This window comes from Shewanella sp. SW1, assembly GCF_025653545.1.
In the GTDB taxonomy this organism is placed as follows: Bacteria; Pseudomonadota; Gammaproteobacteria; order Enterobacterales; family Shewanellaceae; genus Shewanella; species Shewanella oncorhynchi.
The window spans coordinates 99,993-117,465 of the sequence record NZ_JAKKSG010000014.1 but is presented as its reverse complement, the minus strand read 5'-3'; the positions used below and the strand labels follow the sequence as shown (position 1 = coordinate 117,465).

The 17,473-nt window shown below is 47.2% G+C and carries 13 protein-coding genes; 5 read left to right on the top strand and 8 right to left on the bottom strand.

Translation table 11 applies throughout. The features are described 5' to 3' along the window. Positions 1-5: 5 nt before the first annotated feature. The 3 genes from ilvM to ilvC all read right to left on the bottom strand — a co-directional run bounded on the left by ilvM (position 6) and on the right by ilvC (position 4,145). Positions 6-263, bottom strand: coding sequence for an acetolactate synthase 2 small subunit (ilvM, locus tag L5M71_RS13930; protein ID WP_006083459.1), 258 nt, complete (start codon positions 261-263; stop codon positions 6-8). Beyond that, positions 260-1,933 (bottom strand): acetolactate synthase 2 catalytic subunit, encoded by a 1,674-nt coding sequence (gene ilvG / locus L5M71_RS13925; RefSeq protein WP_011790989.1) that lies wholly within the window; start codon positions 1,931-1,933, stop codon positions 260-262. Before ilvG ends, ilvM begins: the two co-directional genes overlap by 4 nt. 733 nt (positions 1,934-2,666) lie before the next feature. Further along, positions 2,667-4,145: a ketol-acid reductoisomerase gene (gene ilvC / locus L5M71_RS13920; protein ID WP_263207558.1), complete on the bottom strand. Its 1,479-nt coding sequence runs from the start codon at positions 4,143-4,145 to the stop codon at positions 2,667-2,669. 248 nt (positions 4,146-4,393) lie between these two features. Here ilvC and ilvY point away from each other — a divergent pair, with 248 nt between their 5' ends. Next, positions 4,394-5,266: an HTH-type transcriptional activator IlvY gene (gene ilvY, locus L5M71_RS13915; RefSeq protein ID WP_105250471.1), complete on the top strand. Its 873-nt coding sequence runs from the start codon at positions 4,394-4,396 to the stop codon at positions 5,264-5,266. 191 nt (positions 5,267-5,457) lie between these two features. On the opposite strand, the gene L5M71_RS13910 is transcribed toward ilvY, so the two are convergent. The 4 genes from L5M71_RS13910 to L5M71_RS13895 all read right to left on the bottom strand — a co-directional run bounded on the left by L5M71_RS13910 (position 5,458) and on the right by L5M71_RS13895 (position 12,185). Continuing rightward, complete coding sequence (locus tag L5M71_RS13910) at positions 5,458-6,774, bottom strand: hemolysin family protein (protein WP_105250472.1); 1,317 nt, start codon at positions 6,772-6,774, stop codon at positions 5,458-5,460. Between the two features lie 755 nt (positions 6,775-7,529). Beyond that, the gene (locus L5M71_RS13905; protein ID WP_263207600.1) at positions 7,530-9,314 is read right to left on the bottom strand and encodes a GGDEF domain-containing protein; all 1,785 of its coding nucleotides are present in this window, start codon (positions 9,312-9,314) and stop codon (positions 7,530-7,532) included. A gap of 45 nt (positions 9,315-9,359) precedes the next feature. After that, positions 9,360-10,388, bottom strand: a complete 1,029-nt coding sequence (locus tag L5M71_RS13900) for an ABC transporter substrate-binding protein (protein WP_263207556.1) — start codon at positions 10,386-10,388, stop codon at positions 9,360-9,362. A gap of 678 nt (positions 10,389-11,066) precedes the next feature. Next, positions 11,067-12,185, bottom strand: coding sequence for a YwqG family protein (locus L5M71_RS13895; protein WP_263207554.1), 1,119 nt, complete (start codon positions 12,183-12,185; stop codon positions 11,067-11,069). 216 nt (positions 12,186-12,401) lie between these two features. On the opposite strand from L5M71_RS13895, the gene L5M71_RS13890 reads away from it, so the two are divergent. From L5M71_RS13890 to L5M71_RS13880, 3 genes are all read left to right on the top strand, one after another. Further along, entirely contained in the window at positions 12,402-13,928 is a 1,527-nt protein-coding gene (locus tag L5M71_RS13890) for a YifB family Mg chelatase-like AAA ATPase (protein WP_105250475.1), read from the top strand. Between the two features lie 112 nt (positions 13,929-14,040). Continuing rightward, on the top strand, positions 14,041-14,937 hold the full coding sequence (locus L5M71_RS13885) for an acyltransferase (protein ID WP_105250476.1): 897 nt from the start codon (positions 14,041-14,043) through the stop codon (positions 14,935-14,937). 13 nt (positions 14,938-14,950) lie between these two features. Next, on the top strand, positions 14,951-15,895 hold the full coding sequence (locus tag L5M71_RS13880; protein ID WP_263207552.1) for an acyltransferase: 945 nt from the start codon (positions 14,951-14,953) through the stop codon (positions 15,893-15,895). A gap of 7 nt (positions 15,896-15,902) precedes the next feature. On the opposite strand, the gene L5M71_RS13875 is transcribed toward L5M71_RS13880, so the two are convergent. After that, positions 15,903-16,397: a DUF523 domain-containing protein gene (locus L5M71_RS13875; RefSeq protein ID WP_263207550.1), complete on the bottom strand. Its 495-nt coding sequence runs from the start codon at positions 16,395-16,397 to the stop codon at positions 15,903-15,905. 300 nt (positions 16,398-16,697) lie between these two features. On the opposite strand from L5M71_RS13875, the gene L5M71_RS13870 reads away from it, so the two are divergent. Continuing rightward, positions 16,698-17,465, top strand: a complete 768-nt coding sequence (locus L5M71_RS13870) for a GntR family transcriptional regulator (RefSeq protein WP_006084449.1) — start codon at positions 16,698-16,700, stop codon at positions 17,463-17,465. Positions 17,466-17,473: the final 8 nt, after the last annotated feature.

The following is a 17,473-nucleotide window of genomic DNA, read 5'->3' as shown; positions in this document are numbered from 1 at the left end:
AATGCTTAAGCATTCGCCGTTTGTTGCAAGCTCAGAGGTAACAATACCTTACACTGGGTCACATCAATCAGTTTATTCAACTGATTACTTAACAGTTCGATGGCACGTTCGCTATCGACCTCCATATCCAGCGACAGGCTAGCGTCGTCATTCATACGCATCTGCATTTGGGTAATCGTAAAGCCGCGATGGCGAGTCACGCGCAAAACACGCTCAAGCACTTCGGGGCGTTGTTGAACCGTTAATTCCAGAGAGTGGATCATGTTTGTTTCTCCATTTCGTCCATCATATCGCTGTTTGATGCGCCGGGGGGCACCAGTGGCCAAACGTTAAAAGCATCGTCGATTGCAACGTGTAACAAATACGGGCCCTTAGCCGCTAACATTTCGGTTAAGGCTTCTTCCACTTCGTCGGAAGAAAAAATCGTGCGGCCGGGAATATCAAAAGCGGAGGCCAATAAGACAAAATCAGGGTTATCGGATAAATCCGTTTCACTGTAGCGCTCTTCAAAAAATAGCTGTTGCCACTGCTTCACCATGCCAAGCTTTTGGTTATCAACCAGCACGATTTTCACCGGCAGCTTACGGCGCTTGATGGTGGTCAGCTCCTGCACATTCATCATAAAAGAACCATCGCCAGAGACAGTCACCACAGTCGCATCGGGGCGCGCCACTTGTGCGCCAATGGCCGCGGGTAAACCAAAGCCCATAGTGCCTAAGCCCGCGCTGGACAGATGATCTTCAGGGCGGCGGAACCACATATGCTGGGCCACCCACATTTGGTGCTGGCCCACATCGCAACAAACAACATTGTCCTCGGGTAACTTATTGGCTAAACGGCGCAGCAACGCAGGGGCGTAAATCAAACTGCCGGGGTGTTGATAATCCCATTGGTGTTTACGGGATAAATGCTCCACCTCGGCCTGCCAAGGCGTGATGTTCATCGACATGGCTAAGGCGGGTAGGATTTGGCGTAAGTCACCGGCTATCGCCACCTCTGGCATACGTAACTTGCCCAGCTCAGCGGCGTCGATGTCTAAATGGATCACTTTGGCCTTGTCGGCAAAGCTCGCTAAACGGCCGGTGACTCTGTCGTCGAAACGGGCGCCAACCACGATCAGCAAATCACAATCCTGTACCGCTAAGTTAGCCGCTTTGCCACCATGCATGCCTAACATGCCTAAGTAACCGGGCGTGCCGTGGGCGATACTGCCAAGCCCTTTCAAGGTTGCGACCGAAGGTATACCCGTTACTTTGATAAACTCACGCAGTTGATCGACCGCGCCCGCCATGCCCACACCGCCGCCGACATACAACATAGGTTGTTTCGCTTCTGCCAACAGCGCACGGGCGGCCTCGATATCACTCATCTCGGCTTGTGGTTCGTTCATGACGGCCAGCAAAGGCGTACGGTATTCAAGGTGAGCAAGTTGGATATCCTTCGGGATATCGACCAACACAGGGCCAGGGCGGCCGGATGCGGCGATCTCAAAAGCTTGATACAAGGTTGGGATCAGGTCGTTGACGTCTGTCACCATAAAGCTGTGCTTAGTGCAGCTCAGTGACATGCCCAGTACATCGATTTCTTGAAACGCATCAGTGCCGATAACGGCGGTGGAGACTTGGCCTGTGATAGCCACGATAGGCACTGAATCTAGCAACGCATCGGCAAGTGAGGTGATAAGGTTAGTCGCACCAGGGCCTGATGTCGCAAAGCACACGCCAGTTTTACCGCTGGCTCTTGCGTATCCTACGGCAGCAAAGGCGGCGCCTTGTTCGTGACGGCTTAAGAGATGTTCAACAGGGCTTCCATAGAGGGCATCGTATATTGGCATAATGGCACCACCTGGGTAACCAAACACTGTGGTGACTCCATGTGCTGCTAACACTTTGATTACCGCGTCTGCGCCTCTGATCATCTGCCCTGGTTCCATATTCTCTCTCGCTACGTTAGTCCTGAATTGCCGAAAATCGACGCTAATTTTTTACTCTTTCGAAGCTTAGAACCTAGCTCTAGGCCCTGAAACGAAGAACCCCCCGGTCCTTTCGGAGCGGGGGGTTCTTTCGAAACTTTTAACCTTTTAGGTCTACCAGTTCGCCATGCGCCGCCCCCGCTGTGATTTAATAATCACGACGGTAATAATCACGAGAATGAGCTTGGCAGCTTGGTTAAACATCAATATGGGTTCCTAATCGGTGTTTTCTAAAATATGAGTATCGCTTAAATAATGATGTCGCTGGGCTCTGCCCGTTGCGAGCTATTAGCTTTACCATAAAGCGACAGCCAAACACAATAAAAAAGATTTTTTGTCAAAAAAAATTCAGCTTCCCTGCCGAGACAATGCAAAACAACAAAGTAAAACGTTAACTGTTGATCCTCAGTCGGCGCGATTCACCTACCGCAGGATTCATTCACTGAACGCACATTCACCATCGAACGCTCACTGAAGATTCACTCACTAACTATGTCGTTTTTGCCCGCTCGACAACCCACTGAACAGGAAAAAATTTGTTTCTCACTAAGCAGATTCATCACTAAGCTGATTCATCACTAAGCAAGCTCAAGATGCGCGTTTCAGTATCTGAGGTTGCTTGGGAACTGAGCTGAGACCCAAGTCCTTTGAGTCTCAACCCTCTCCCCCAATGTTGGGCTTAACTAACGATCAATTAAGCCTCAACAATGCTCTTCATATCAGTCATGTAACCGCGAAGTTCAGCGCCAACATATTCTACTGCCGTTTCACGAATCGCTTCGTTAACTGCGATGAGCGTTAGGTTGTCGACACCGGTTGCGCTGTCTTTCAGGCCAGCACCTAAATACTCAGATGACATGGCATTAACGTAATCGCGCAGCATAGGTACGGCGGCGTGATTGAACAGGTAGCAACCGTATTCGGCTGTGTCTGAAATAACCACGTTCATTTCATACAAACGCTTACGGGCAATCGTGTTGGCGATGAGTGGGGTTTCGTGCAGTGACTCGTAATAAGCCGACTCTTCCACGATACCCGCAGACACCATAGTGTCGAACGCCAGTTCCACACCCGCTTTGATCATAGCGACAAGGAAAATACCTTTGTCGAAATAGGTTTGTTCGTCGATATGCTCGCTCGATACGGGCGCATTTTCGAAACCTGTTTCGCCAGTTTCGGCTCTCCAACGCAGTAAGTTCGCATCATCGTTCGCCCAGTCTTCCATCATAGTGCGAGAGAATTCGCCGCTGATGATGTCATCCATGTGCTTTTCAAATAATGGCTGGAGGATTTCTTTTAAATCTTCTGCAATTTCAAATGCTTTAATCTTGGCTGGATTAGACAAACGGTCCATCATGTTAGTGATGCCGCCGTGTTTCAACGCTTCAGTGACCGTTTCCCAACCTTGCTGGATAAGCTTGGCCGCGTAGCCTGGTTCAACACCATCGGCGATCATTTTCTCGTAACCTAAGATGGCACCCGTCTGCAACATACCGCACAGAATGGTCTGCTCGCCCATTAGATCCGACTTCACTTCGGCGATGAAAGACGACAGTAAAACACCGGCTCTGTCACCACCCGTTGCACTGGCGTAGGCTTTCGCAATCTCTAAGCCGTCACCGTCTGGATCGTTTTCTGGGTGAACCGCTATAAGGGTAGGTACACCAAAACCACGTTTGTATTCTTCACGCACTTCAGTGCCTGGGCACTTAGGCGCAACCATCACCACAGTGATATCGGAACGAACTTGCATACCCTCTTCAACGATGTTGAAACCGTGTGAGTAAGACAAGGTAGAGCCTTGCTTCATCAGTGGCATAACCGCGTTAACCACGTTTGAATGCTGTTTGTCCGGCGTCAGATTAAGGACCAGATCCGCCGCGGGGATTAATTCTTCAAAGGTACCGACACGGAAACCGTTATCGGTTGCTTTTTGCCATGAGGCACGTTTCTGTTCAATCGCTTCAGGACGCAGGGCAAAAGAGATATTCAGACCCGAATCACGCATGTTCAAGCCTTGGTTAAGACCTTGAGCACCACAACCTAAAATAACAATATTCCAATCTTTGATATAGTTACAGCCGTCGCTAAACTCAGAACGATCCATAAAACGACATTGGCCAAGCTGTGATAATTGTTGACGTAAATTCAGAGAGTTAAAATAGTTAGCCATCTGATATACCACCTATAAGTCAGAAATTTTGGACGCAACCAAACTAACATAATGTTACGGCTTGGTTGTGATTGAAATCACTATAACCCATGCTTATCATTGCTTAAAATGATATATTCGGAACTTCATATTGCATTCTGCGCAACGTCAACTGCAATCATGAGCAGTAACATCGGCGCCAATATGCGGTCCCCAATCACGCCATCACTCAAGCCAAGGCTCAAGTTCAGACTAAACAGGATAAGATCATGGATATTCGTACCCTCAAATTGTACCTGCACTTATGTGACAGTTTGCACTTCGCCAAGACAGCGGAACAGATGCATGTGAGCCCATCGACCTTAAGCCGAGCCCTGCAAAGATTAGAAGAGGAAGTGAACGCTAAGCTGTTAGAGCGGGATAATCGCAGCGTGACCTTAACCCACGCGGGACACGAGTTTAAGCGGTTCGCCGAGCAGACTTTGAACCATTGGAGCACGCTCAAGCACAGTATCGATCTTAAGCAGGACGTGCTGCGCGGTCGGTTAAATCTGTATTGCTCGGTCACCGCTGCCTACAGTCATTTACCGGGTTTATTGGATTTATTCCGCCAAGAACATCCCTTCGTCGAGATTGCCTTAACCACGGGAGATGCGGCGAACGCACTGGCCGAAGTGCAACAGAATCGCGCCGATATCGCCATCGCCGCACTGCCCGATCCTTTCCCCAGCAGCTTACATTTTGCCAAAATCGACGATGTGCCACTGTCGATTATCGCACCGACGATCCGCTGTGCAGTACAGCAACAAGTGAGTCAAACGCCCATCGATTGGTCGAGCGTACCCTTTATCATCCCAGATCACGGCCCAGGACGGCGCCGCGCCGATAACTGGTTCAAACAAATGGGCATCAGCCCAAATATTTACGCCCAAGTCTCGGGCCAAGAAGCAATCGCCTCTATGGTAGCGTTAGGTTGTGGCGTGAGCATGAGCCCCGAAGTGGTGATCAATAATAGCCCAGTGCGGGATCGCATTCAGCTGCTCTCGTCGCCAGTTGCGATTCCACCGTTCGAGTTAGGTTGCTGCTGCAAAGTGAAACGACTTGATGATCCCATCGTTAATGCGTTTTTGGATGTGATTTAAACGGGGAAAGTAATACAAAATAAAAGTGCGAGTGAGAGTTTCAACGAGATAGAAACCGAAACGGCTCTCAAAAAGCTAAAAACTTAGCTAAAGAGAACCGCTTCACTATCGAACAGTTGCTATCAAATTGGTGCTAACAAACTATTGCCACAGGATTTCTATCGCAAGGCAATCAACACAAGATGACAGGATTACACATCCGGCGAGTTGAGCTTATCAATAGGATCGATACGAGTCACCAATAGCTGATCGACCTTGTACGAATCGATATCGACCACCTCAAATTTATAGCCTGCATAGTTCACGAAATCCGTACGCTTAGGGATTTTACGCAGCATATACATCATAAAACCAGCAATGGTTTCGTAGTTCTGATTATGCGGAAACTCCTCAATACCAAAGGCGCGCATTACGTCGGTAATAGGCGTCACACCGTCGACTAACCAAGAGTTACTATCGCGGGCGATGATCTGCTCTTCGCTCTCGTGCAATGACCAAGCCCCCATTACGGCGCGCTGTAGATCGTTAGTAGTCACAATCCCCACCACTAAGGCGTATTCGTTCATGACCACGGCAAAATCGGCGCGACTATTTTTAAAGTATTCCATCGCTTCTGACAGGCTCAGCGTATCGGGAATGATCAGCGAAGTATGGATTAAGTTACTGCCTTTTAAGATGATATTCTCACCGTTGATCACACGGATCAGCAATTCTTTCGCATCCACGAAGCCTTTGATCATATCCAACTGACCATCGCAGACGAGGAACTTAGTATGGGGATCTTCAGAAATTTTACGCTTGATATCTTCTTCACTGTCTTGCAGTAAAAAGTACACTAAGCTTTCACGGGCCGTCATGGCCGAAGTCACAGAAACGGTTTGCATTTCAAACACATTTTCCATCATCTGTTGCTCACCGCGATCTAGCACCCCAGCTTCGGCGCCCGCATTCATGACGGCATAAATGTCGTCGGAGGTGATGGCATCGTTACGCACAGTTGGGATCTGCAGCAGTTTAAAGATACCACTCGCCATGCCATTGAAAAACCATACTAATGGGCGTAATAGCACAATACAGAAAGACATAGGCCCGACAACAGCTAAAGCGACAGGCTCAGGCATCGCCATGGCAATGCGTTTTGGCATTAAATCGGCTACTAAAATAAAGGCGCTGGTTACCGTTATGAAGGATAAAACAAAGCTCAATTGGCTCAGCCAAGGCTCGGCAACTAAAGGGGAAAGCAACTGATAGAAGTAAGGCCGAAATGCCGACTCACCCACAATACCGCCCATGATGGCAACGGCATTAAGACCAATTTGTACTACCGTAAAAAAGCTACCGGGAACGGCTTGTAACTGCAGCACTTTTTCTGCTCGTGCATCGCCCTCATCGGCTAACTGACGTAAACGAATTTTACGTGAAGCGGCAAGTGCAATTTCTGACATAGAGAAAAAACAACTCGCGCCGATTAGACACAATATAATCATCACGTTATCAAAGAGACTCATGTAACACCTTTCATTTAACACTGGACTAACTAGGACCAACCCGCGCTTTATTGCTCGCGAGTCAGTTGAATTCATTGTATTTGAGCAAAGTTTGCTTTGTCTGGTCGCTGCACAACAAAATTGTATTGACCACTTTCACCCCTGAGATGAATGAGCGCTTAGATGACAATCCTAAGGGTGCACTCAGTATATCTGCAAATTCACGAGTTATGCGTGACTCCGCTCTCGCAGCCCACGCATAGCGCTAATGCACTTGCATCATTTAAGTAATGTTTTATGTCGAAACGACTGAATATACAGCATTTAATTATTTTACTCGACTCGATGGCATTAGACATCCGAGCGCGGTGGCTTTGATATTGAGCTGCTAGAACGTACATTTAAGCCAATAGAATTGACTATGCAGTCGTGGCTTTGCTTAGTTGCGTTACGTAAAATACGTCCAGAATGGCAGCATGGATGTCACTCAGAGTGCATCGCTAAATCGACAATAGGCGACAGATTATATCTCATCTGCCGCCTAATATTACCTCACCTTGAGTAATTTTTATCTTAGCGACTTATCTACAGCTGTGTTTCACATAAATGTTATCAATTAGTTAGCATGATTGAGGACGTCTGTGGCGTGGTGATGCTAACCGAATATGTCTCCAATTTTGCAGCATAGCGCCTAGACTCTTGAAGCTCAGTAGCCAATCCAGCAACGTGTTGGGATATCTTGGCGAAAGAGTAACGTCACCTTCAACCGGCTCCCATTAAATCACTTCAACCTCGACTCTATTGCGACCTTTATCCTTAGCGCGATAGAGGCAAACATCGGCGCGGCGTAATACGTCTGCCATCTTAAATCCCGAGATCTTATCTAATGGCAAAAACACGCTGCCAATACTGATCGTCACCACAGCCAAGGGAGATACTTGATGGGGAATATTGAGTTGCTCAACGAGATAACACAGTTGCGTAGCAATAGCCGTTAACTGTGCTGGCGTGACCTGCTCGACGACCAAAGCAAACTCTTCACCACCAATGCGAGCCAATAGAGCATTGTTCGGCAGGATATCGCACTGTGCTAAGGCATCTGCCACCCGCTTGAGCACTGTATCGCCTTCAAGATGACCATAAGTGTCGTTGTAGGATTTGAAATAATCGATATCCAACATTAACAATCCCGCTGGAGTGTTAGCTTGTAGCACAGTAGCTAATCTTTCGGTAAAGGGTCGTCTATTAGCTAAGCCAGTTAACTCATCGGTTTCAGCCATCACCTTTAATTGGCTATTCGCGGCAACCAGCGCTTGTTGTAGCACTATCATCTGACGCTCTTTCTGTTCGCGTAGCAGTAACTCGTTCAATGCGGAGGCGAATTGGGTCAACATATTCTTTTTCTGGGCGTTCCAATTTAATGGCCGCGACACAGTCGACAGCGAGAGCAATCCCAATAACTCCCCAGCATTTTTAATCGCAAAGGCGGCAATCGAACATATCCCCACGGATTTCATTACCTCATATTCCTGTGGTGAAAAAGCCTTTAACGCCTCAAGATCCTCAATCACTAAGGTCGATTCCGTCTCGAATTTTTTAGCCAGTTGAGCAATATTATCTACCGAAATCACTTGGACCTTATTTGCGTGTAAGTCACTGGTCCAAAAACTGCGGTAATAGGCATGCTGCTGATTGAATTCAAGAAGACTCACCCTTTCAACATCAAATAACTGACCTATTTTGTGGCATACCTCAGTTAAGGTTTTATCCACATTGCAGGTATCTATGCTCAAAAATTGCAACGAAATCTCAGCCAACAATTGATTCGACTGCGACTGCCAATCTAATTCTTTAGTTCGTTCTTTGACTAAGTCAGACAATAAATGCTGCTGTTGTTGCAGTGCACGTTGCTGACGTTTATTGATGGCTAAATCATTACGTATCCTTTGATACATATCCTTAAGTGACAATGCCACATGGGCTATTTCATCGGGTCTTGCGGTTACCGTCTCGGGCACAGATAACTTTTTTAACGAGTTAAGATTGATTTTATTAGTAAAATCTTCCAGTGCCGACAATCTATCTGTCACCATGAGCCGCACTAAGGTCAAAATCAAATAAATCATCAATAGGGTCTTTAACCCATTACCGAGCACGATAAAAATCAACTGCCGCCACAGCTCGTAGTAAAGCCGATTGGTATCTAACCCTACGGTCAAAGTCGCTATCGACTGCTCTTGATAGGTCACAGGATAGTGAAATAGAGTTTGCGACTCGTCATCGGTTAACAAAGGTTTACCCAGATGCATAGTGACGCCATCGATACTGTCTAAATGTACACTCGACACTAATGGCATCATCCCCAGTCCAGAGAGCAAATCCGATAACAAGCTACGGTCGACGTCCCACAGTGACTTAGCCACGCTTGGCAAAATAGATTCTGAATACTCGCGGATATCCGAAGTCGCATTATCGATACTATCCTGATAGTTCCAAATCAACTGTACCAGCATAGTTAACACAGCAAAAAACGAGCTAACCCCAATAATAATCAGCGTCATCTTGTGGCTAATAGAATGATTACGATGCTTCATGTACACCTGTTATTACGCCTTGAGGGGCAACTTATTCAAAATCTGAGACTGGAAAATCTGTGGCCAATCTCGAGCAACTAACATTTGATAAAATGCCGAATCGGGTTGCAAAACACCGAATAAGGCAACATTGTCATAGGGGAGATATTTTTTATGCTGCTGATAATATTGCAATTCAACTAAACCTAAAGCACCAACCAAAAAATGCCCGCCACCAATAACACTCACAGAGTGCTGGAGACAAAGCTGTAAAATCTCAGGTGAAGTATTGATCGTACCGACAAATACATCTTTACCAGACACCAAACCTTTTTCCTTCAATGCCTTAAGCACCCCAATCGCCATACGATCACTGGCGGTCCAAATCACATTCAGATCAGGATAACGATTCAGCAGGGTTAACGCTTGCCCATAAGCCACAGCCTCACTCCATTGGCCATAAACCGTTTGAGTCAGAGTGGCATTGGACTGCATAAAGAAATAGTCACTGGCGCCTTGGGTACGTAGCACTGAAGCAGGCGTCGATTTATCGCCCGAAATCAACAGAACTTTAGCCGCCTTTCCCTCTAAGTCATCCATTAAGGCCTTAGCGGTCGCCGAACCAATAGCGTAATTATCGGGAATAATGGCGGGTAACAGATATTCTTGCCAATGGGGATCTTGCAGCAAGGCATCACGCTCACCAGGGGAAATATCATTTAAAATCAATTGCACATAGACAGGGTGAGGATAAAGCGCCTGCAGCATTTTTATCGCGGATTGTTTTTCATTAACCAGAATAACGTAATTAGGTAACGCTTTTGCAGAAGCTAACAACTCATCGAGTTGAGTGATCATCTTGAAGTGATTGCGATCGGAATGAATGATATCGAGTTTAATATCGAGTGTCGTCGATGCCGCCAACATCAATTGGTCGACATCTCCCCAAAAACTGTCATCGACAGCCCCAGGATTAAAGAAAACCACATCGAGTTTTGCCCATGCTGCCCCACCAAAACCCACAGTACAGATAAACACACACGCTAACATCCACGAACGCATAGGCGAGTTCTCCTCGACCATGTTCCCTCAAATGTCATCCTTCACAAGAGGTCACTTTATTATTATCGATTCACAACCTTGTTACCGCATCGCCGCCCAAAATGTTGCTAAAATCGGCAGCAGATGTTTCGATTAAACCACAAAATGATACAAAGTATACTTTATATGCTGACTATTTATTCCGACACCCTGTCTGTATAAGGAGTTCGAGTGGCTCAGTAGCAGAATGTAAGTGGCGGCCTTATGGTCAGTCTTGCGACCTAACCACGGAGAAAATGACGGGGACTTAAAAGGAATACAAGTTAGAACTCAGACGTTAATGCAGCCTGGCGGTCAAGTTGAATCAAGGTCGTGAGGGGTACCATGATTTTCAGTGGAGGGTCAACCAACTGAGACTGTGCAACGATGCCCTCATATAATGGCATAGGTTGACTAATCTCTATTAACTGATTGAAATAATTAAATATAATCATCAAGTGCTCAATCTATTCAGTCGTAATCATTTCTCCTAGAATCAATCATTTATAACTCATATTCATTCAAAGGCACTAAATTGTGCTTGTGACTCTTCTTTTAATCGGTCGCAACATACACCTTCAATCGTCTCGATGTACTCCTATTGCTGTGTAGCCCGCATCGCCAAACAAAAAGGTTGGCAGTAGCCAACCTTTCAATACGCTAATAATCATAAATGCAGTAAATGCGATCGAATTTGCCTAGCGCTAAATCCGCTTGGTGGATAATAAAATTCAACTGCATAGAATGCTCACTGTAGACGACTTTGAACAGTACTAGATAATCTTCGGCATTGCCGCCTAATTCAGCTGCGGCGCGGAGTTCGGGTGCTTTATAGCGGCTATCACCATGGCCATTAATGCTGGCTATCCCATCGAAATAGGGCAGCGGCTGCTCGGGAACGAGCAATTCCTGCAGGTTGGATGACTGCCATTCAGGTAGTGCCGCCCACTGCGCTTGAGTGAAAATCTGCCCGGGAATTAACCCCTGCTTATTCATTTTCATCAGGTCAAAGAAGTAGAGCTGATCTTGCCACTCAGATGCCAATTCATCTTCCGCAACCGCTAGGGCCTCCAGCACCATAGCTTGTTGCGGTTCTGGTAGCACTTGTAAACGTGCCTTGGCTAACTTTACTAAATGCGGGTTGTCACTATTAATCATGTCAGGGGCTATCATCTTAATGCTGGCAATTCCCTGAAGTTGATAAGCCTCTTCATACTCATAGTTTGCACATACCGCATCGTCGAACTTAGGTTCGGCAATCGCTTTTCCAGAGTTCAGTTGTTGATCCTCAGCGACATAATAGACATGGCCGCGAAGCATTTCCGAGAATCGCCAGCGCTCCAAAAAGAACAACAATCGCCCTTCTCGAGGCAAATAAGATTGAAACGCCTTCAGGTCGCTGCAGTTGAGCTGTGCGATAAATTGCATGGGCACACGGAAGGCTTGCGCCGCCTCGTCCCAATCCGAATCTTGCGACCAACAATAATGTTCCTCGATATACTCGCGAGTGTGGTCGAATTCCTCAGCGTAAGCATCCAGCATCTCCTCCCGTCCAACCAAAGTCACCGGATAATCCATGCCGACAGGCAAATCCGGCAATCCACCCAGCCGGCTGTTACCTAACTGGGCATAGTCTTCGATTGCACAGGGATAGAGATCGACACTACTGCGAATAAACGCCGAGAGCGTATGGGCAAGATGCGGGTCTTTAAACTGCGCCAGCTTTTGCTCTAACAACTGCCGACGAATGGGGGAATTTTCTGCTAACAACATATCCATATTTACCTCACGACTCCAATGTTTGTTTTTTATCATTTCTATCAACTATTTGCCATCTTCAAATAAGGCAAATTGCCAAGCCTATCACACGATTAGCAAAGCCGGAGTCAACGGCTTGCTAATGAGAAGGGCAACGACCTAGGCGATAGGAAACCCCTCCCATTAATTACTGCTACACTCAAATTCAGCGAAAAAGATCAACAAAAGGATTTGTTTATGGCGATTGCCTGTGTCAATACCCGAGCCAGTTGTGGGGTCGAAGCTCCTCAAGTCACAGTTGAAGTGCATCTCAGCAACGGCTTACCTGCATTTAATCTTGTAGGCTTACCCGAAGCTTCGGTAAAAGAAGCCCGTGAGCGAGTACGCAGTGCCTTGATCAATGCGGGATTCGAGTTTCCAATGCGGCGGATAACAGTCAATCTCGCGCCAGCTGATTTACCTAAACAAGGTGGCCGCTACGACTTACCCATCGCCGTGGGCATATTGGCCGCTTCGGAACAGATTCCCATTAACAGTTTAAAAAATATCGAGTTTGTCGGCGAGCTGGCACTGTCAGGGCACATACGTTACTGCCAAGGGTTATTGCCCGCGATTATCGCTGCAAAGCGCCAAGACCATACCTTGGTCTTACCGCTAGATAACCGCCACGATGCCGAGCTAGTCGGCTATCCCAATGTGTTATTTGGTTCGCATCTGCAAAGTCTAGCCGCGTATTTACAAGGGCAAAACCAACTGCCAACACTGGCGCCACAGTTAGAATGGGTAAGCCAAGAGACACCCGAGTCCCATACTTGCCTGAGCGATGTGATTGGCCAATATCAGGCCAAGCAAGCACTCGAAATTGCCGCTGCGGGTAACCACAACCTCTTGATGCTAGGCCCGCCGGGGACTGGCAAGACCATGCTTGCCAGCCGCATGATGGCGCTATTGCCCGCACTCAATTATGAGGAAGCGTTAGAAGTGGCGGCAATTCATTCCGTTGCTGGACTCGACATTAAACCGCAGCATTTTTTACAGCGACCATTTAGGGCGCCGCACCACACGAGTTCTTCGATTTCCCTCGTGGGCGGTGGCAGTATCCCAAAACCAGGGGAGATCTCCCTCGCCCATCGCGGTGTATTATTCTTGGATGAAGTGGCTGAATTTCCGCGTAAAGTCTTAGATTGCCTGCGCGAACCGATGGAAACCGGCGAAGTAGTGATTTCCCGCGCCGCCGCTAAGCTGACATTTTTAAGTCGATTCCAATTAATCGCAGCGATGAATCCTAGCCCTAGTGGCGACTTGGATAGCCATCATAGATCCAGCCCAGAACAAATCCAACGTTACCTTTCGCGGCTTTCAGGTCCGTTTCTCGATCGTTTCGACTTGACCATAGAAGTGCCCAAACTTCCCGCGGGCACTTTGACTCAAGCCGCGCCGCAGACAGAAACCAGCCAAGATATAGCCAAACGAGTGAAGCTAGCACGTGAGCTACAACTCGCCCGTGCTGGTGTGCTCAATAGCGAACTTACAGGGAAACAATTGAAACGCTTCAGCGGACTCAGTGATGCTGATTTAGTATTTTTGGAACAAAGCGTGGTGAAGCTTGGCCTTTCGGTTCGCAGTTTTCATCGTATACAAAGAGTCGCCCGCACTATCGCCGATCTTGAACAAGCACCTAACACCGAACGCCGCCATCTTGCCCAAGCACTGGGTTATCGTGCTATGGATAGGTTGCTAGCACGACTATCCCAGCAATATTGAATCAGCCGCTTTACAGTGAAGATGAACAAATGCACCGACCAGCAGTGCCTAAGATTGAGCCAAACGCCTACACCGAGTAACATAGGCCTCCAATTTTTGTCAGGGGGCTCGGATGGGAATGCTGTTTTCACAGATAAAAGGCTGTATTGCATTTTTAGGTTACGTTATAAATACCGTCTTTTGGACTATCCCAATCGTGTTAATCAGTTTTATAAAACTGATACCTATCAGTCCATTAAGGACTGCGACTAGTCATGTACTCGACTTTTGTGCCAGCGCTTGGATCAGCGTCAATGGCGTGATTGAGCGTTGCTTGCATCCCGTTAAAATAGAACTGAGTGGTGACACCGACTTTTCCACTAAAGAGTGGTATATGGTGATTGCCAACCACCAGTCTTGGGTCGATATCCTGATCCTGCAGCGGATTTTTAACCGAAAAATCCCTTTCTTAAAGTTTTTCCTCAAGCAAGAGCTGATTTTTGTGCCTGTATTAGGCCTAGCTTGGTGGGCACTCGATTTTCCTTTTATGCGCCGTTATAGCACAGCGCAGTTGCGTAAGAATCCTAAGTTAAAGGGCAAAGACATTGAAATTACACGTAAAGCCTGTGCTAAGTTTAAGGCTAAGCCTGTGAGTGTGATGAACTTTGTCGAAGGCACGCGCTTCAGCAAGGCTAAGCATCAAAAACAAAACTCACAGTTCCAACATTTGCTAAAACCTAAAGCTGGCGGCATGGCCTTCGCGCTATCAGCCATGGGTGAACAGATCCACAAGCTAGTCGATGTCTCCATTTACTACCCAGACGCAGTGCCGAGCTATTGGGACTACCTGACAGGCAAGTTGCCAAGCGTTAAAGTACACATTAAGGTCTCCGATATTGATCCTGCAATGCGCGGTGATTATATGAATGACCGCGATTTTAAAATTGGCTTCCAAGAACAACTGAATCAACTCTGGCTCACTAAGGATCAAGTGTTAAGCCAACTCGCTAGCCAAGCGAATAAAGAATAAAGGTAACGCCACTATGTTGAATTTCCTGCCTGGTTCAGTGTTGTTTATTCTGAGCTTAAGCTTGCTGATCATTAATACCGCCGTTTGGGGCTCGCTTATCAGCATTGGCGGATTAGTGAAACTTGTGATGCCAGCGCAAGGTGCGCGCAATGCGGTGACTGCGGTCATGAACCGTTTTATGTGGGCTTGGGCCTGCTGCAACGGTGGCATCTTGTATTTGATCGCTAAAATTGAGTGGGATGTCAAAGGGCTCGAAGGACTCGATAAAAACAGCTGGTATTTGCTGATCAGCAACCACCTCAGTGGATTCGATATCGCCGCGCAAACTTACGTGTTACGTAACCACATCCCTATGCTGAAGTTCTTCCTTAAAAAAGAACTCATCTATGTGCCCATCATGGGCCTAGGATGTTGGGCGCTGGATATGCCATTTATGAATAGAACCAGCCCCGCAAAACTTAAAAAGAATCCAAAGCTTAAGGGCAAAGATTTAGCGACCACACGCCGCGCCTGTGCCAAGTTTAGCAATATGCCCACGTCAATCATTAACTATGTTGAAGGCAGCCGTTTTACCCAAGATAAACATCAGCGCCAAAACTCGCCTTATCAACATTTGTTACGTCCTAAAGCGGGTGGTATCGCCTTTACCTTATCAGCCATGGGCGAACAATTTACTAACCTGCTGGATATGACAATCGTCTACCCAGATGCGCCTGAAGATATTCTGTTTGGGGTGATGAATGGTAAGGTCAGTAAGATTATTGTGCGAATTAACGCCCTGTCCGTGCCTCAGGTCGATGCGGCGCGTTATTTCTCTGAGTCTGAGTACCGCGTCGAATTCCAACGCTGGTTAAACCAAGTGTGGGCGGAAAAAGATCAACAAATTCATGCTTTACTCCAAACACATCAAAGTGTGAACAATAAGGCCACCAGCCCCAATCACACTCAAGCAAGCTAGCTCGTCTCTAGCTTTGCTCTAGTTCAGCAACGCATGCCGCTGCAGCGGATAACTCCAATTCATTGAATACGGTTATTCCTGTGGCGCTGAGTTTTTCAGCCGTTAATCCTTGTCCCGCAATTAACTGTTTTACAAATTGACCATCGTAAATCTGCCTATTACCACAGGATGGACTACGGGCTTTTAAAATCGCCACTTTAATCCCGTGTTGCTGCGCCAGCTTAAGTGCGAGATCGGCTCCCAGACTAAAAGCGTGGGTCACATCCTCACCTTGGGCAGTTAAGATGCGCTGTCCAATCCGCTCCGCTGGCGGTCTAGGTGTTGGCAAACCGCCTGCACATTCGGGACAAATCGCCACAATCCGCCCTTGCTCGAGCCACGTTTGCACCAGCTCGCTCTCCATCAAGTTATGGCCACCGTCGTAGCGCACCGCTTGTCCGAGTAAACAACTACTCACTAACACTTTTTCCACTGTCATCCCCAAATGTCTCATTCCGCCCATAGCATAACGTGAAGGATAAACATGCCAAATGCATTTGGACGATTTCCCCCAAAACCATCAACATCCGCAACGAGGTTGGAAGGTTAAAACCACTCCATTGTTGACAATTTAATATTTAAATATTCATAACATAAAATATTAATAACGAGATAATCAAAATAAAATGATAAAAATCAACAATAAAAACAGAAATCCATTGAAATATAGACTTACGTCTAAGTAAACACATTGTTGACAATCCACCAAGGGAGGGCTATTTTTTACCCATTGTCGACAATCCTATTAATAGTGATGCGCTCTATGTTGAAGCAAGACACGACGTTCGTTTCTGATGACACTCAAGTTCCCCACCTGCACAAGGTCAAATCGACCTCGGCAGATAAGACGTCGACCACATTAGCCGATCAAATTTTGGTGCAGATCCAAACCAGCATCATCAAGGGCGAACTGCCTGCAGGCAGCAAGATTAACGAGCAAGCACTGGCCGAAAAATACGGCATCAGCCGCGGCCCGACCCGCGAAGCACTGCAAACCTTAGAAAGACAACGTTTAGTGGTGCGTGCGCCCCATGTTGGTGCCCGCGTCGCCCAACTGACGGTGAGTGAACTTAACGATTTATATCAACTACGTAGCGTACTTGAAGGCATGGCCTGCGAACTCGCCGCCAGCCGTATTACCCCAGAACAATTAGCCAAGCTAGAAGATCTGCTCGCAACGCAAGAAGCGGCGCTCGCCAAGGGCGATACTTACTTCCAAGAGGAAGGCGATGTCGACTTCCACTACCAAATTATTCAAGCCAGCGGTAACAAGCATCTGCAGGAAACCTTAGTCGGCGGCCTGTATCACTTGCTGCGTATGTATCGCTACCAGTGCACTAATAAAAATCGCCCCGTGAAAGCGATTGCCGAACACAGACGCATAGTCGAAGCCATTGCCCAGCGCGATGGTGAGTTGGCAAGTTTGCTGATGCGCCGCCATATCGAACAGGGGCGTAAAAATACCGAATTACGCTTAATTGAATTGCAAGCCAATGCAGCCGCAAAAGAAACCTTAGCCAACATTAGCTAAGTTCTTAC

What these genes read in the sequence shown, in the direction of transcription:
- ilvM (WP_006083459.1), bottom strand. Translation starts at nt 263, where the DNA reads ATGATCCACTCTCTGGAATTAACGGTTCAACAACGCCCCGAAGTGCTT.
- ilvG (WP_011790989.1), bottom strand. Translation starts at nt 1,933, where the DNA reads ATGGAACCAGGGCAGATGATCAGAGGCGCAGACGCGGTAATCAAAGTG.
- ilvC (WP_263207558.1), bottom strand. Translation starts at nt 4,145, where the DNA reads ATGGCTAACTATTTTAACTCTCTGAATTTACGTCAACAATTATCACAG.
- ilvY (WP_105250471.1), top strand. Translation starts at nt 4,394, where the DNA reads ATGGATATTCGTACCCTCAAATTGTACCTGCACTTATGTGACAGTTTG.
- L5M71_RS13910 (WP_105250472.1), bottom strand. Translation starts at nt 6,774, where the DNA reads ATGAGTCTCTTTGATAACGTGATGATTATATTGTGTCTAATCGGCGCG.
- L5M71_RS13905 (WP_263207600.1), bottom strand. Translation starts at nt 9,314, where the DNA reads ATGACGCTGATTATTATTGGGGTTAGCTCGTTTTTTGCTGTGTTAACT.
- L5M71_RS13900 (WP_263207556.1), bottom strand. Translation starts at nt 10,388, where the DNA reads ATGCGTTCGTGGATGTTAGCGTGTGTGTTTATCTGTACTGTGGGTTTT.
- L5M71_RS13895 (WP_263207554.1), bottom strand. Translation starts at nt 12,185, where the DNA reads ATGGATATGTTGTTAGCAGAAAATTCCCCCATTCGTCGGCAGTTGTTA.
- L5M71_RS13890 (WP_105250475.1), top strand. Translation starts at nt 12,402, where the DNA reads ATGGCGATTGCCTGTGTCAATACCCGAGCCAGTTGTGGGGTCGAAGCT.
- L5M71_RS13885 (WP_105250476.1), top strand. Translation starts at nt 14,041, where the DNA reads ATGGGAATGCTGTTTTCACAGATAAAAGGCTGTATTGCATTTTTAGGT.
- L5M71_RS13880 (WP_263207552.1), top strand. Translation starts at nt 14,951, where the DNA reads ATGTTGAATTTCCTGCCTGGTTCAGTGTTGTTTATTCTGAGCTTAAGC.
- L5M71_RS13875 (WP_263207550.1), bottom strand. Translation starts at nt 16,397, where the DNA reads ATGGGCGGAATGAGACATTTGGGGATGACAGTGGAAAAAGTGTTAGTG.
- L5M71_RS13870 (WP_006084449.1), top strand. Translation starts at nt 16,698, where the DNA reads ATGTTGAAGCAAGACACGACGTTCGTTTCTGATGACACTCAAGTTCCC.